Raw genomic sequence first — 15,196 nt, 5'->3', positions numbered from 1 at the left:
ACCAAGCCCCTGCCTGGGACGGGGCCCTCGTTGTCGGGGAGGGGGGGGGCGAAACCGCGGGGGGGGGGGGGGGGGGAAGCGGGGGGGGGGGGGGGGGGCCCCCCCCCCCCCCCCCCCGGGGCCTGGGTAGGATGCGGGGCTGTCCTTGATCGGGATCTTGGTCGACAGCTCACGGGGGAGCACATGGCGCAGGGCTATCCGCCGCAGCAGTACCCGCAGAACGGCTACGGGCAGCCGCAGCCGCCGCAGAACGGCTACGGGCAGCCGCAGCCGCCGCAGAACGGCTACGGGCCCAACCCGTACGCGCAGAGCCCGTACGGCCAGCAGCCGTATCCGGCCCAGCAACAGCCGTACCCGCCGCAGTACCAACAGCAGTACCAGCAGCAGCCGTACGCGGCGAACCCCTACCCGCAGGCGCAGCCCACGCTCCCGCCGTGCCCCGAGGAGGCGTACGCCGGGCGGCGGTTCCTGGCGATCGTGCTCGACTTCGTCCTCGCCCTCAGCGCCGGCTTCGCCGCCGCCGTCGCCTCCGACGCCGCGAACCAGGCCAAGCCCGCCGTGCACGCGGCCGGCCACGCCGCCCACCAGAGCAGCGGGTCGGTGGTGCCGTTCTGGGTGGCGTTCCTGGGCGTCAGCCTGATCACCTCCTTCCTCAACCAGGTGGTGCTCGCCCGGCTCACCGGCTTCAGCGTGGGCAAGGGGATCCTGGCCATGCGGGTGGTGCGCCGCAAGCGCGTCATGCGCCCCAACATGTGGCGGCTGACGCGGCGTTGGCTGATCGGCTTCGTCGTCCTGGCGGTCATCTTCCTGTCAGAGGACTTCGACGTGTCCGAGGGGGACATCGTCGGCATGCGCTCGGTGCGCTGGAAGCACCTTCAGGAGTACGAGCAGGCGGTCGGGCGGCTCGGCTAGGCTGCGCCCGTACGGCCCGTGAAACCGTGATCCACGACGAACCCGAGGAGAAACCGATGGCCGGCGAGCCGCAGTCCGACTGCCTGTTCTGCAAGATCGTGGCGGGCGAGATCCCGGCGACCGTGGTGCGCAAGACCGAGCGCACCCTCGCCTTCCGCGACATCGCCCCCAAGGCCCCCGTGCACGTCCTGGTCATCCCGCACGTCCACTACTCGAACGCCGCCGAGCTGGCCGCCGCCGAGCCGGAGATCGCCGGCGAACTGCTCGCCGAGGCGGGCGCGGTGGCCAGGGACGAGGGTCTTGCGGACTACCGAATGATCTTCAACACCGGTGCGGGCGCCGGGCAGACGATCTTCCACGCCCACGTCCACGTGCTGGGCGGCAAGAGCATGACCGAGAGCATGGTCTGACCTACGTGTCCCAGCGTGAACTCGTCGTCCTCGGCACCGCCAGCCAGGTGCCCACCCGGCACCGCAACCACAACGGCTACCTGCTCCGCTGGGACGGCGAGGGCCTGCTCTTCGACCCCGGCGAGGGCACCCAGCGGCAGATGCTGCACGCCGGGGTCTCGGCCACCCAGGTCACCCGGATCGCCGTGACCCACTTCCACGGCGACCACTGCCTGGGCCTCGCCGGGGTGATCCAGCGGATCAACCTTGACCGCGTCCCGCACCCGGTCGACGTGTACTTCCCGGCGTCCGGCGAGGTCTACTTCGAGCGGCTGCGGCACGCCACCGCCTACCACGAGACGGCCGTGCTGCGGCCCCGGCCGATCGACGAGCCGGGCCCGCTGCCCGCCCCCGGCGCCCGCTTCGCGCTGGACGCGATCCGCCTCGACCACCCCGTCGAGTCCTTCGGCTACCGGCTGTCCGAGCCGGACGGCCGCCGCCTGGTGCCCGAACGGCTCGCCGAGCTCGGCGTCTTCGGCCCGGCGGTGGGCCGGCTGCAGCACGAGGGCGCGATCGAGGTGGACGGCCGCACCGTCACCCTGGACCAGGTCAGCGAGCCCAGGCCCGGCCAGAAGTTCGCCTTCGTGATGGACACCCGGCTCTGCGAGGGCGTGTACCGGCTCGCCGAGGGCGCCGACCTGCTGGTGGTCGAGGCCACCTTCACCGACGCCGACGCCCACCTCGCCGAGGACCACGGCCACCTCACCGCCGGTCAGGCCGCCAAGGCCGCCGCCGAGGCGGGGGTGCGCACCCTGGTGCTGACCCACTTCTCCCAGCGCTACCCGGACCTCGGCCAGCACCTGGCCGACGCCCGCAAGCACTTCGACGGGGAGCTGGTGCTCGCCGCCGACCTCGCCCGGGTGCCCGTCCCGGCCCGCCGCCACCCGTGAACGGTGCGCAACCCCGTCGGAAAAACGGTCGCGTCGTCCCCCGATCTGCCGCAGCATCGTGCGGGTGCGGCCCCGCCGCCCGCCGCAGCGATCACGCTCGCGGCGTACCCTGGTGCCCCGGAGAGACCGAGCGGCACACGACACCACGGATGGGATGAGGCAGGCCCCAGCGCCGACCTATGAGTGACACATCGCAGACCCGTACGAACGGACAGTCGCGCCCCGAACCGGCCGACGACGGCCGCGTGAGCGCCCGGATCGTGATCCCCGAGAAGCACCCGATGGTCACCCTGCTCGGCACGGCGGATTCGCTGCTGCGCGTGATCGAGCAGGGCTTCCCCGCCGCCGACATCCACGTCCGCGGCAACGAGGTGACCGCCACCGGGGCCCGCGCCGAGGTCGCCCTCGTGCAGAAGCTCTTCAGCGAGATGATGCTGGTGCTGCGCACCGGCCAGCCCCTGACGGAGGACTCCGTGGAGCGCTCGATCGCCATGCTCCGCAGCCAGGAGCAGGACCCGGACTCCCCGGCCCCGTCGCAGGTGTTCACCGCGAACATCCTGTCCAACCGCGGCCGCACGATCCGCCCCAAGACCCTCAACCAGCAGCGCTACGTCGAGGCGATCGACAAGCACACCATCACCTTCGGTCTCGGCCCGGCCGGCACCGGCAAGACCTACCTGGCGATGGCCAAGGCCGTGCAGGCGCTGCAGGCCAAGGAGGTCAACCGGATCATCCTGACCCGTCCGGCGGTCGAGGCGGGGGAGCGGCTCGGCTTCCTGCCCGGCACCCTCTACGAGAAGATCGACCCGTACCTGCGCCCGCTCTACGACGCGCTGCACGACATGCTCGACCCGGACTCCATCCCGCGCCTGATGGCGGCCGGCACCATCGAGGTCGCTCCGCTCGCGTACATGCGCGGCCGCACCCTCAACGACGCCTTCATCATCCTCGACGAGGCCCAGAACACCTCGCCCGAGCAGATCAAGATGTTCCTCACCCGCCTCGGGTTCAACTCCCGGGTCGTCGTCACTGGTGACACGACCCAGATCGACCTCCCGAGCGGTACCCGCAGCGGCCTCAAGGTCGTCCAGGAGATCCTGGCCGACGTGCCCGACATCCACTTCTCCGTCCTCACCAGCAACGACGTGGTCCGCCACAAGCTGGTCGGCCGGATCGTGGACGCCTACGAGCGCTGGGACGCCCAGCAGGAGGCCGAGGAGAACACCCTCGGCGCCCGCCGGGCCGCCCAGCGACGCTCCGGCAAAACGGCGGCGACCCGCGCACCCCGACAGTCCCATCGCACCGAAAGCTGAGCACACAGCCCGTCATGTCGATCGACATCGCCAACGAGTCCGGCTGGGACGCCGATGAGGAAGCCATCCTCGACGTCGCCCGCTTCGCCCTGGACAAGATGCGGATCCACCCGCAGTCCGAACTGTCCGTGATCCTGGTGGACGGTGCGGCGATGGAGGAGCTGCACATCCAGTGGATGGACCTGCCCGGCCCGACCGACGTGATGTCGTTCCCGATGGACGAGCTGCGTCCCGGCAAGGAGGGCGAGGAGCTGCCGCAGGGCCTGCTCGGCGACATCGTGCTCTGCCCCGAGGTCGCCGAGCAGCAGGGCAAGGCGGCCCCCTCCAAACACTCGATGGACGAGGAGCTGCAGCTGCTCACCGTCCACGGGGTGCTGCACGTCCTCGGCTACGACCACGAGGAGCCGGAGGAAGAGGAGGAGATGTTCGCCCTCCAGAAGCGCATCCTGGACGACTGGCGGGCGGGCCGCGGCCTCGGCGGCATCTCGCCGGCCCCCACCACCCACTGAGCGCGGAGCCCGAACCCCTGTGAGTGGTGAGAGTACGAGCTTCATCCTCGGCGCCGTGGCGCTGGTCGTGCTCGGCTGGCTGGCCGCGTGCGCCGAGGCGGGCATCTCCCGGGTCTCCCGGTTCCGGGCGGAGGAGGCGGTGCGGAACGGGCGGCGCGGCTCCGCGCGGCTGCTGACCGTCGCCTCCGACCCGATCCGCTACCTCAACCTGGCGACCCTGATCCGGGTGGCCAGCGAGATGGCGGCGGCCGTCCTGGTCACCGCGGTGTGCGTGCGCAACCTCCACCCGACCTGGCGGGCCGTGCTGCTGGCCTTCGGCGTGATGGTGCTGGTGTCCTTCGTCGCGGTGGGCGTCTCGCCGCGCACGATCGGGCGCCAGCACCCGATCTCCACCACGACCGCCGCCTCCTTCGTGCTGCTGCCGCTGGCCGCGGTGCTCGGCCCGATCCCGCGGCTGCTGATCCTGCTCGGCAACGCGCTGACCCCGGGCAAGGGCTACCGGGAGGGGCCGTTCGCCTCCGAGGCGGAGCTGCGGGCCCTGGTCGACCTCGCCGAGAAGGACGACCTGATCGAGGACGAGGAGCGCCGGATGGTGCACTCGGTCTTCGAGCTGGGCGACACCATCGTGCGCGAGGTGATGGTGCCGCGCACCGACCTGGTGATGATCGAGCGGCACAAGACCGTCCGCCAGGCGCTCACCCTGGCACTGCGCTCGGGCTTCTCGCGGATCCCGGTGGTCGGCGACAACGAGGACGACGTGGTCGGCATCGTCTACCTCAAGGACCTGGTGCGCCGCACCCACATCAACCGCGAGGCGGAGGCCGAGGAGGTCGGCGCGGTGATGCGCCCGGCCGTCTTCGTGCCGGACTCCAAGCCGGCCGGCGACCTGCTGCGCGAGATGCAGCAGCGCCGCTCGCACGTCGCGATCGTGATCGACGAGTACGGCGGCACGGCCGGCCTGGTCACCATCGAGGACATCCTGGAGGAGATCGTCGGCGAGATCACCGACGAGTACGACCGGGAGATCGCGCCGGTCGAGGACCTCGGCGACGGCTCGTACCGGATCACCGCCCGGCTGCTGGTGGAGGACCTGGGCGAGCTGTTCGGCATCGAGCTGGAGGACGAGGACGTCGAGACCGTCGGCGGTCTGCTGGCCAAGCACCTCGGCCGGGTGCCGATCCCCGGCTCCTCCTGCGAAATCCCGCTGCCGGAGCCGGAGGACACCGGGTTGACCGGGATCCTGCTGATCGCCGAGTCCTCGGCGGGCCGGCGCAACCGGATCGGCTCGATGGTCGCCTCGCCCGTGCGCGAGGCGGCCGGGGCCGAGGGCGCCGCGGGCGAGTAGCGGGTCGGGGGCCGCCGCGCGACCATGGAGGGCATGACGCACAAACTCCGGGCGGAGTACGGCCCGCAGGGGGCGGCCGGCGGGGTCAGGTCCTGGCACGTGGTGCGGGACGAGGACCTGTCGACGGCGCTCTGCGGCCGCACCATGCCCGACGACGCCGAGACGCGGCCGGAGCAGGACTGGGGGACCGGGCTGCGCTGCTGCCAGCAGTGCGGTTCGCTCTACATGCACGAGACACCGCACATGCAGGGGAGCCATCCCTACAGCTAGGCCGAGCCACTCGGCTTTCGGCGAGCTCTGGAGGTCGCCATGAAGCTGCAAGACGAACTGCCGACCGTCGACCGCCGGCTCGCCCTGGTGTGGCGGGTCGGGGCGGCACTCGGGGGGATCTTCCTGATCGTGTTCGGGGCCTTCGGGCTGGCCGACCACCCAGGCTTCCTGGACACCCGCGGCGACCGGATCGCCGGGCTTTCGACCAACGGCGCGCTGAGCATCCTGTCCATCGTGGTGGGCGCGATCCTCGTGGTCGGGGCGATCATCGGCGGGAACTTCGCGTCCACCCTCAACATGGTGGTCGGTGTGCTGTTCGTCCTGTCCGGCTTCTACGGACTGACGGTGCTCGGACGGCCGGAGGCGAACATCCTCAACTTCCGGATGTCGAACGTGCTGTTCGCGTTCATCTTCGGGATCGTCGTGACCACCTTCGGGATGTACGGCCGGGTGAGCAGTCACCTGCCGCACGACAACCCGTTCTGGCGCGAGCGGATCGAACGCGAGGAGCCGCAGCCCTCCGGGCCGAAGACCTTCGTCAAGATCATGAACCCCAACCCGGGGCGGACCCACCCGGTCGGCCACTGATACTCGCCCGCTCGCTGTGACTCGTCCGCTCGCCCCCGGGGAGGGGCAGGGCAGGGCGGGTGAGCGGGCACCTATGCTCGGCGGCATGAGTGACATCGTCGAGCTCGACCCCGAAGACAAGAAGATCATCACCCTGGCCCGCTCGGCCCGCGCCCGCAACGGCGTGGCCGAGGGGGCCGCGGTGCGTGACGAGACCGGCCGCACCTACGTGGCCGGGACGGTCGCGCTGGAGTCGCTGAAGCTGAGCGCGCTGCAGACGGCGGTGGCGATGGCGGTGGCCAGCGGCGCGAAGTCGCTGGAGGCGGCCGCCGTGGTGAGCGAGGCCGAGCGGCCGGCCGAAGCCGATCTGGCCGCCGTACGGGACCTGGGAGGGGCCGGGACGCCGGTGCTGCTGGCCGGTCCGGACGGGACGCTGCGGGTGACGGCCGAGGCCCGCTGAGGCCCCTCGGCAGCTCGTACCGTGGGCGCTGCCCCCATGCGCTCGGCCGATAATCTCACCGGGGGAGTGGACTCGGTGAGGGGCTGGGGCATGGGGGCGTTGGCGTTCATCGCCGGACTGCTGCTGTTCGTGATGGGGATGGGCAAGTGGCAGGAGACCGACTCGCCGGCCTGGCTCTGGGGCTCGATCGGCTTCCTGGTGCTGCTGGTGGTGTTCTCGCTGATCGGGCGGGGCGACAAGAAGGGCTGAGCGCGGGGTGAGGACCGGCCCCGGACAGCGCGGCTCCGGTGATCAGGGAGAATGGAGCCCATGAATGCCCCTTCCTCCTCGTACCGCTCCGGGTTCGCGTGCTTCGTCGGCCGCCCCAACGCGGGCAAGTCGACCCTGACCAACGCCCTGGTGGGGACGAAGGTCGCGATCACCTCCGACCGCCCGCAGACCACCCGGCACACCGTGCGCGGCATCGTGCACCGCCCGGACGCCCAGCTCGTGCTGGTCGACACCCCCGGTCTGCACAAGCCGCGCACCCTGCTCGGCGAACGCCTCAACGACCTGGTCCGCACCACCTGGGCCGAGGTCGACGTGATCGGCTTCTGCCTGCCCGCCGACCAGAAGATCGGCCCCGGCGACAAGTTCATCGCCAAGGAGATCGCCGGGATCAAGAAGACCCCGAAGGTCGCCATCGTCACCAAGACCGACCTGGTCGACTCCAAGCGCCTGGCCGAGCAGCTCATCGCGGTCCATCAGCTCGGCATCGAGCTGGGCTTCGAGTGGGCCGAGATCATCCCGGTCTCCGCGGTCGGCGACAAGCAGGTCGAGCTGGCCGCCGACCTGCTCACCAAGCTGCTGCCGGAGGGCGACCAGCTCTACCCGGAGGGCGACCTCACCGACGAGCCCGAGCAGATCATGGTCGCCGAGCTGATCCGCGAGGCCGCCCTGGAGGGTGTGCGGGACGAACTGCCGCACTCGCTGGCCGTCGTGGTGGAGGAGATGCTGCCGCGCGAGGGCCGCCCGGCGGACCGCCCGCTGCTGGACATCCACGCCAACGTCTACATCGAGCGGCAGAGCCAGAAGGCGATCGTGATCGGCGCCAAGGGCTCGCGGCTCAAGCACGTCGGCAGCACCGCCCGCAAGCACATCGAGGCGCTGCTCGGCACGCCGGTCTACCTGGACCTGCACGTCAAGGTGGCCAAGGACTGGCAGCGCGACCCGAAGCAGCTGCGCAAGCTCGGCTTCTGATCCGGAAGTCGGCGACGACGGGATCACCGGGGCCCGCCCGGACGTTCGACGCGTCCGGGCGGGCCTTCGTCGTCTCCCGTCCGGTACGAAGCGTCAGAAGCTGGTGCGACGGTGCCGCGCGGGGGTCGCGCGGGGGTCGCGCGGGTTACGCCCCCTCGCGCAGCACCAGCGACACCAGCTCACGCTGTGAGTCGGTGAGCTTGGGGTCGGCGCAGTACACCGTCCGGCTGTCGACGGTGATCTCGTAGTGGAAGCCGTCCGGCACCCCGTACGAGGGGGCGCGCAGCCCGCCCGCGACGGCCTCGCGGGCGAGCGCGTGGACGTGCGGGGCGTCCACGCGCTCGGCGGTGTCGAGCTCCGCGTGGCGGACGATTCCGGCGAGGCCGCCGGTCCGGGTCACCTGGATGCGCATGGTGTCCATGGTGCTACGCAGGGAAGGCTTTTGCGGCGCTTTTCCCGGACCGTGACCTTAAGCCCGTCTCAACCGTTCGGAAGCCGTCTCAACCGTCGGTCAGCCCGCGCTGACCCCCACCTGAGCCCAGGCCGCCGTGACGGTGTCCGCGATCGAGGACTGGTCGGGGTAGCGGGCCTTGGCGGCGGCCACGGTGGCCCGGGCGAAGGCGGTGAAGTCGGCGTCGGCGGGCAGTCGGCGGCTGGTCAGCGCGTCGTACCAGATCCGTCCGGCGCGGTCCCAGGCCTGGCCGCCGAGGGCGGTGGCCAGCAGGTAGAACGCGTGGTTGGGGATGCCGGAGTTGATGTGCACCCCGCCGTTGTCCTCCGAGGTCTGCACGTAGTCCCGCATGTGCGCGGGCTGCGGGTCCTTGCCGAGCTGGGGATCGTCGTAGGCGGTGCCGGGCGCCTTCATCGAGCGCAGCGCCACGCCCTGGATGCCGGGGGCGAGCAGCCCGGCGCCGATCAACCAGTCGGCGTCGGCGGCGTTCTGGCGCAGTGCGTACTGCTTGACCAACGAGCCGAAGACGTCGGAGACCGACTCGTTCAGCGCGCCGGGCTGGTCCTGGTACTCCAGGCCGGCGGTGAACTGGGTGACGCCGTGGGTGAGTTCGTGGCCGATGACGTCGATGCAGGCGGTGAAGTCGCCGAAGATCTCGCCGTCGCCGTCGCCGAAGACCATCCGCTGGCCGTCCCAGAAGGCGTTGTCGTAGTTCTGGCCGTAGTGCACGCTGGCGTCCAGGCGCAGCCCCTGGCCGTCGATCGAGTCGCGGCCGAAGACGTCGGAGTACAGCGCGAAGGTGTCGCCGAGGCCGTCGTAGGCGTGGTTGACGGAGGTGTCGGTGACCGGGGCCTGGCCCTCGGTGCGGACGGTGCGGCCGGGCAGCCGCTGGCTGTGGCCGGAGTCGGCGATCACCCGGCTGAGGCCCGGGTTGGCGGCGACCGGCGGCGGAGGGCTCAGGCGGGCCGCGCGGTGCGCGGCGTCGAGGGCGAGGGAGCGGACGGCGGGCTCGTGACCGGCCTCGGCGAGGCGGTCCAGGACGTACGGCGGGACGATCGCGCAGATCGGTACCGATGTGGTCATGTGGCCCAGGGTGAGGCCTCGATGACCGGTTGTCACCACCCTTGGCATGACCAGTCGGCGTCTCAAGGAGTGGAACGGAAGCCCGGATCACTTCGGGGGCGCGCGGCACTGGGTTACGCTGGGGCATCATGCGCAACGGGCTGCTTCTTCTTAGCTGCCGCGTCGAGGGCCTGTAGTCCACAGGGGCCGGCTCCCTCGCCGCGGGGAACGAGCTGTGCGCGGAAACGGCGGTCCAACGGCGGATCGCGAGCGGCAGCAGAGGCCGGCCAGTCGGTGTTGATCCCTCCCGACCCGCCCGCACCACGCATCCACAGGAAGCCGAGAGTCACCTCCATGACCGAGCAGAGCTCCGCCGCGTCCGTCCCCGCCGCTCCCGCCTTCGTCGACCGGCCCACGCCGATCACCGCCGCCTCCGTGCGCCAGCGGCCCTCGGGCATGCGCCACGGGCGCTACCTGCCCTTCGGCACCGTCGACCTGGCGGACCGCAGCTGGCCGAGCAAGGTCATCACCAAGGCGCCGCGCTGGCTCTCCACCGACCTGCGGGACGGCAACCAGGCGCTGATCGACCCGATGTCCCCGGCCCGTAAGCGCAAGATGTTCGACCTGCTGGTGCGGATGGGCTACAAGGAGATCGAGGTCGGCTTCCCGTCCTCCGGCGCCACCGACCACGCCTTCGTGCGGTCGCTGATCGAGGAGGGGGCGATCCCGGAGGACGTCACCATCTCGGTGCTCACCCAGGCCCGCGAGGAGCTGATCGAGAAGACCGTGGAGTCGCTGGTCGGCGCCCCGCGGGCGACCGTCCACCTGTACAACGCGACCGCGCCGCTGTTCCGCCGGGTGGTCTTCCGCAACGACAAGGCGGCCACCAAGGCGATCGCCGTCGACGGCACCCGGCTGGTGATGGAGTACGCGGAGAAGCTGCTGGGCGACGACACCGTCTTCGGCTACCAGTACTCGCCGGAGATCTTCGTGGACACCGAGCTGGACTTCGCGCTGGAGGTCTGCGAGGCGGTGATGGACGTCTGGCAGCCGGGCGAGGGCCGCGAGATCATCCTGAACCTGCCGGCCACCATCGAGCGGGCCACTCCGAACGTGCAGGCCGACCAGTTCGAGTGGATGTCGCGCAACCTGTCCCGCCGCGAGTCCGTCTGCCTGTCGGTGCACCCGCACAACGACCGCGGTACCGCCGTCGCCTCCGCCGAGCTGGCCTACATGGCGGGTGCGGACCGGATCGAGGGCTGTCTGTTCGGGCAGGGCGAGCGGACCGGCAACGTCGACCTGGTGACGCTGGGGATGAACCTGTTCTCGCAGGGCATCGACCCGCAGATCGACTTCTCCGACATCGACGAGGTGCGCCGCACCGCCGAGTACTGCAACCAGATGGAGGTGCACCCGCGCCACCCGTACGCCGGCGACCTGGTGTACACCTCCTTCTCCGGCTCGCACCAGGACGCCATCAAGAAGGGCTTCGACGCCCTGGAGGCGGACGCCGAGGCGGCCGGGGTGCCGGTGGAGGAACACACCTGGGGCGTGCCGTACCTGCCGATCGACCCGAAGGACGTCGGCCGCACCTACGAGGCGGTCATCCGGGTCAACAGCCAGTCCGGCAAGGGCGGTGTGGCGTACGTCCTGAAGAACGACCACAAGCTGGACCTGCCGCGCCGGATGCAGATCGAGTTCTCCCGGATCATCCAGGCCAAGACCGACGCCGAGGGCGGCGAGGTCACCCCGGCCGAGATCTGGCGGGTCTTCGAGGACGAGTACCTGCCGACCCCCGCCAACCCGTGGGGCCGGCTGTCGCTGGCCGGCTCGCGCACCCTGACCACCGAGGACGGCCGGGACGCGCTGACCGCCGAGGCCGTGGTGGACGGCGCGCCGGTGACCCTGAACGGCACCGGCAACGGCCCGGTCTCGGCCTTCGCGGACGCGCTGGCCCGGATCGGCGTGGACGTACGCGTGCTGGACTACGCCGAGCACGCGCTGAGCGAGGGCGGCGACGCCCAGGCGGCCGCGTACGTGGAGTGCGCGGTGGACGGCAAGGTGCTGTGGGGCGTGGGCATCGACGGCAACACCGTGCTGGCCTCGCTGAAGGCGATGATCAGCGCCGTAAACCGCTCGCGGCGCGGTTAATCCGTACGGGTGGTACGCGAAGGGCCGTCCTCCGGGGCGGCCCTTCGCCGTTCGAGTCGCCCGTTGTGTCCTGCGCCACATTTTTTCGGGCCGGAAGCCGTTCGAGGTACTGACACGTGCCGGTAACCATGGCAACATCGATCCACCGGAAAGCCGGGTCGGTGGGACGGCCTCGGTGTCCGGTCGCGTGACCTGCCCATAGTTGTGCAGGCCGCCTGCCATGTCTGGGGAGTGGCGCCGTGACCAGGTTGTGGGGTGTTCGCCCGCGGTGGCGGACTGACGTTCTCGGTGACTTCTTCTGCCCGGGCTGCGGCGGGGACCGCAACTACCGCCGGCAGCACGGCCGGCGGTGGCTGCGGCTCCTGGGGGCCCCGGTGGTCCCGCTCGGGCCGGTGATCGGCAGCGTGCAGTGCACCAGCTGCCACGGCCGGTACGGTGTCGAGGCTCTGGAGCAGCCCACCAGCGTGCGCCTCGGCGGGATGCTGCGGGACGGCCAGTACACCGTCGCGCTGGCCCTGCTCGCGGCCGGCGGCACCGCCCACCGGGCGGCCCGCGAGGCGGCCTGCACGGCGGTGCGCGAGGCCGGGTTCGAGGACTGCGGCGAGGCCCAGGTGCTGGCCGCGCTCGCCGCGCTGTCCGGGCTCGGCGGCGAACTCTACGACGCCCACGGGATGGCTGGCGGCCTCGCCGTGGAGCTGCATGCGGTGCTCGAACCGCTCGCCCCGCACCTGGCCCAGCAGGGCCGCGAGCGGCTGTTGCTTCAGGGCGCCGCGATCGCCCTGGCCGACGGGCGCTACCTGCCGCAGGAGCGGGAGGCGCTGGCCGCGGTCGGGCGCTGCCTGGACCTGCCGCAGTCCGTGGTCACGGAGCTGCTGGAGGCGGCGACCCGGGCGCCGTACGAGAACCTGTAGGGCCTGCCGGCCCCCTTCGAGAAGACCTTCCGTATCCCCCACAAACGGGTCCGACCCCCCTCCGGGCCCGCCGTGACCCGCACCGCAGTGGTCCTCCCCCACGGCCCCGGTGCGGGCAACACGGCTGCCCGCCCCCGGGCGCCCTGGCCGCCCCCGCGGCTGGGGGAGAATGGACCGCATGAGTCTTTTCCGGGACGACGGCGTCGTGCTGCGGGCGCAGAAGCTCGGCGAGGCCGATCGGATCATCACCCTGCTGACCCGCCAGCACGGCAAGGTGCGGGCGGTGGCGCGCGGGGTGCGCAAGACCAAGTCCAAGTTCGGCGCCCGCCTGGAACCGTTCTCGCACGTGGACGTGCAGTTCTTCAGCCGGGGGAGCGAACTGGTCGGGCGCGGGCTGCCGCTGTGCACCCAGGTGGAGACCATCGCACCGTACGGCGGTTCGATCGTCACCGACTACGGCCGCTACACCGCCGGCACGGCGATGCTGGAGACGGCCGAGCGCTTCGCCGAGAACGAGGGCGAGCCGGCCGTGCAGCAGTACCTGCTGCTGGTGGGCGGGCTGCGCACGCTGGCGGCCGGCCTGCACGAGTCGCACCTGGTGATGGACGCCTTCCTGCTGCGCTCGCTCGCGGTCAACGGGTACGGTGCGAGCTTCACGGACTGCGCCAAGTGCGGCCTGGAGGGGCCGAACCGTTTCTTCTCGCTCCCGGCGGGCGGGGTGCTCTGCCCGGACTGCCGAGTGCCCGGATGTGCCGTACCCTCCCCTGAGACACTGGTACTGCTCGGGGCACTGTTGTCAGGGGACTGGCAGACGGCCGACGCCTGCGAGCCGCGGTACTGGCGGGAGGGCAGCGGCCTGGTCGCGGCCTATCTGCAGTGGCACCTGGAGCGGGGCATCCGCTCGATGAGATACGTGGAGAAGTGAGCACATGGCAGCGCGACGGCTCTTCGGCGGCGGCAAGCAGCGGGACTACGTTCCCCCGACCCCGCACCCCAGCGGCGCACAGCCCCCGAAGCTCCCCGGTGAGCTGGTCCCGAACCACGTCGCCATCGTGATGGACGGCAACGGCCGTTGGGCCAAGGAGCGCGGGCTGCCCCGCACCGAGGGCCACAAGATCGGCGAGTCGGTCGTGCTGGACGTCCTCAAGGGTGCGATCGAGCTCGGCGTCAAGAACATCTCGCTGTACGCGTTCTCCACCGAGAACTGGAAGCGCTCGCCCGACGAGGTGAAGTTCCTGATGAACTTCAACCGGGACGTCATCCGCCGCCGCCGCGACGAGATGGACGCGATGGGCGTGCGGATCCGCTGGGCCGGCCGGATGCCCAAGCTGTGGAAGAGCGTCGTGCAGGAGCTGCAGGTCGCCGAGGAGCAGACCAAGGGCAACGACGCCGTGACGCTCTACATGTGCGTCAACTACGGCGGCCGGGCCGAGCTGGCGGACGCGGCGCAGGCGATCGCGCAGGACGTCGCGGCCGGGAAGCTGGACCCGAAGAAGGTCAACGAGAAGACCCTCGCCAGGTACATGTACCACCCGGACATGCCGGACGTGGACCTGTTCCTGCGCCCCAGCGGCGAGCAGCGCACCTCCAACTTCCTGCTCTGGCAGTCCGCTTACGCCGAGTTCGTGTTCCAGGACGTGCTCTGGCCGGACTTCGACCGCCGCGACCTGTGGCGCGCCTGCGAGCAGTTCGCGATGCGCGACCGCCGCTTCGGCGGGGCGATCCCGAACGAGGTCGCCGGGCCGTCGGGGGTGCCCGCCCAGCGCTGACCGTGCCGGTGTACGGCGAAGGGCCCGCGGGATCGCTCCCGCGGGCCCTTCGCCGTCGTCCGTACGGGCTGCCCCGTACGGCTGCCGCTAGTCCTTCTTCGCGCACTCCGCGCAGGTGCCGAAGATCTCCAGGGTGTGCGCGATGTCGCTGAACCCGTGCTCGGCGGCGACCGAGTTGGCCCAGCGCTCCACCGCGGGGCCCTCCACCTCGACGGTGGCGCCGCAGTGCCGGCAGACCAGGTGGTGGTGGTGCCCGCTGCTGCACCGGCGGTAGACGGCCTCGCCGTCGGCGGTGCGCAGCACGTCCACCTCACCGGCGTCGGCGAGCGACTGGAGCGTGCGGTAGACCGTGGTCAGACCGACGGAGTCCCCGCGGTGCTTGAGCAGGTCGTGGAGCTCCTGCGCGCTGCGGAAGTCCGCGATCTCGTCCAGGGCGGCCGAGACGGCGGCACGCTGCCGGGTCGATCGGGCGCGCGGCGACGGGCCTGCGGTGGTCACCGTGGGTCCTCCTGGGGTCGTGGGCGTCTCGCACCTCATTGTGCCAGTCCGGCCCGCCGCTCCGGGGTGCCCGTGTCGGAGGAAGTCTTTCCCGGGATTTGGCCGGGGATTTGGTCAGCGATTTGGTCAGGGATCCGGTCGGGGGCCCGGTCCGGGACGGCGACGTCGCAGACCGTCGGTCCCCGGTCGGCCTCGCCGCGCCGTCGGTGGCGGCGCCGGGCGAGCGGCGCGGCGATCACGCTGAACACCGCGAAGACCGCGATGGCGAGCAGCACGATGGCCGGGCCGGAGGGCACGTTGAGGTGGTAGGAGCCGGTGACGCCGGCCAGCGAGACCACCACGCCGAGCGCGATGGCGGCGGCCTGGGTGGCGGCGAAGGAGCGGGTGAGCTGCTGGGCGG

General features: G+C 71.4%; 19 protein-coding genes. 15 read left to right on the top strand and 4 right to left on the bottom strand.

Annotation, left to right across the window (positions count from 1 at the left end):
- The first annotated feature begins 183 nt into the window (after nt 1–183).
- The 11 genes from ACFQ87_RS28790 to era all read left to right on the top strand — a co-directional run bounded on the left by ACFQ87_RS28790 (nt 184) and on the right by era (nt 7,954).
- Nucleotides 184–912 carry an RDD family protein gene (locus ACFQ87_RS28790; protein ID WP_380613755.1) on the top strand — a complete coding sequence of 243 codons (729 nt, stop codon included), beginning with the start codon at nt 184–186 and terminating at the stop codon, nt 910–912.
- Between the two features lie 56 nt (nt 913–968).
- Entirely contained in the window at nt 969–1,322 is a 354-nt protein-coding gene (locus tag ACFQ87_RS28785) for a histidine triad nucleotide-binding protein (RefSeq protein WP_380613754.1), read from the top strand.
- 5 nt (nt 1,323–1,327) lie between these two features.
- Entirely contained in the window at nt 1,328–2,251 is a 924-nt protein-coding gene (locus tag ACFQ87_RS28780) for a ribonuclease Z (RefSeq protein WP_380613753.1), read from the top strand.
- Nucleotides 2,252–2,430: 179 nt separating this feature from the next.
- Entirely contained in the window at nt 2,431–3,564 is a 1,134-nt protein-coding gene (locus ACFQ87_RS28775; protein WP_380613752.1) for a PhoH family protein, read from the top strand.
- A gap of 14 nt (nt 3,565–3,578) precedes the next feature.
- Nucleotides 3,579–4,073, top strand: coding sequence for an rRNA maturation RNase YbeY (gene ybeY / locus ACFQ87_RS28770; protein ID WP_030061268.1), 495 nt, complete (start codon nt 3,579–3,581; stop codon nt 4,071–4,073).
- 19 nt (nt 4,074–4,092) lie between these two features.
- On the top strand, nt 4,093–5,418 hold the full coding sequence (locus ACFQ87_RS28765) for a hemolysin family protein (RefSeq protein WP_380613751.1): 1,326 nt from the start codon (nt 4,093–4,095) through the stop codon (nt 5,416–5,418).
- Between the two features lie 33 nt (nt 5,419–5,451).
- Nucleotides 5,452–5,688, top strand: coding sequence for a hypothetical protein (locus tag ACFQ87_RS28760; protein WP_380613750.1), 237 nt, complete (start codon nt 5,452–5,454; stop codon nt 5,686–5,688).
- A 39-nt stretch (nt 5,689–5,727) separates the two neighbouring features.
- On the top strand, nt 5,728–6,276 hold the full coding sequence (locus ACFQ87_RS28755) for a DUF4383 domain-containing protein (RefSeq protein WP_380613749.1): 549 nt from the start codon (nt 5,728–5,730) through the stop codon (nt 6,274–6,276).
- Between the two features lie 85 nt (nt 6,277–6,361).
- The gene (locus tag ACFQ87_RS28750; protein WP_380613748.1) at nt 6,362–6,715 is read left to right on the top strand and encodes a cytidine deaminase; all 354 of its coding nucleotides are present in this window, start codon (nt 6,362–6,364) and stop codon (nt 6,713–6,715) included.
- Nucleotides 6,716–6,781: 66 nt separating this feature from the next.
- A complete protein-coding gene (locus ACFQ87_RS28745) occupies nt 6,782–6,964 on the top strand; it encodes a hypothetical protein (protein ID WP_380613747.1) in 183 nt (60 codons plus the stop codon).
- Nucleotides 6,965–7,024: 60 nt separating this feature from the next.
- A complete protein-coding gene (era, locus tag ACFQ87_RS28740; protein WP_380613746.1) occupies nt 7,025–7,954 on the top strand; it encodes a GTPase Era in 930 nt (309 codons plus the stop codon).
- Between the two features lie 145 nt (nt 7,955–8,099).
- Here the strand turns inward: era and ACFQ87_RS28735 are convergent, their stop codons facing one another.
- Both ACFQ87_RS28735 and ACFQ87_RS28730 read right to left on the bottom strand, forming a co-directional pair.
- Entirely contained in the window at nt 8,100–8,366 is a 267-nt protein-coding gene (locus ACFQ87_RS28735; protein ID WP_380613745.1) for a protealysin inhibitor emfourin, read from the bottom strand.
- A gap of 99 nt (nt 8,367–8,465) precedes the next feature.
- Nucleotides 8,466–9,488, bottom strand: a complete 1,023-nt coding sequence (locus tag ACFQ87_RS28730) for a M4 family metallopeptidase (protein WP_380613744.1) — start codon at nt 9,486–9,488, stop codon at nt 8,466–8,468.
- 333 nt (nt 9,489–9,821) lie between these two features.
- Between ACFQ87_RS28730 and leuA the strand changes: the two genes are divergently transcribed.
- From leuA to ACFQ87_RS28710, 4 genes are all read left to right on the top strand, one after another.
- Complete coding sequence (gene leuA / locus ACFQ87_RS28725; protein ID WP_380613743.1) at nt 9,822–11,618, top strand: 2-isopropylmalate synthase; 1,797 nt, start codon at nt 9,822–9,824, stop codon at nt 11,616–11,618.
- A gap of 239 nt (nt 11,619–11,857) precedes the next feature.
- Entirely contained in the window at nt 11,858–12,529 is a 672-nt protein-coding gene (locus ACFQ87_RS28720; RefSeq protein WP_380613742.1) for a TerB family tellurite resistance protein, read from the top strand.
- 178 nt (nt 12,530–12,707) lie between these two features.
- Nucleotides 12,708–13,454, top strand: coding sequence for a DNA repair protein RecO (gene recO / locus ACFQ87_RS28715; RefSeq protein WP_380613741.1), 747 nt, complete (start codon nt 12,708–12,710; stop codon nt 13,452–13,454).
- A gap of 4 nt (nt 13,455–13,458) precedes the next feature.
- Nucleotides 13,459–14,298, top strand: coding sequence for an isoprenyl transferase (locus ACFQ87_RS28710; RefSeq protein ID WP_380613740.1), 840 nt, complete (start codon nt 13,459–13,461; stop codon nt 14,296–14,298).
- Nucleotides 14,299–14,385: 87 nt separating this feature from the next.
- Here ACFQ87_RS28710 and ACFQ87_RS28705 read toward each other — a convergent pair whose 3' ends face one another.
- A complete protein-coding gene (locus ACFQ87_RS28705) occupies nt 14,386–14,796 on the bottom strand; it encodes a Fur family transcriptional regulator (protein ID WP_380613739.1) in 411 nt (136 codons plus the stop codon).
- Nucleotides 14,797–14,831: 35 nt separating this feature from the next.
- Nucleotides 14,832–15,196 (bottom strand): metal ABC transporter permease (locus ACFQ87_RS28700; RefSeq protein ID WP_380613738.1); only part of this gene is annotated, 365 nt, incomplete at its 5' end.

The organism is Kitasatospora sp. NPDC056531, assembly GCF_042794375.1.
Taxonomy (GTDB): Bacteria; Actinomycetota; Actinomycetes; order Streptomycetales; family Streptomycetaceae; genus Kitasatospora.
This window is presented reverse-complemented; position numbering and strand designations above follow the sequence as displayed.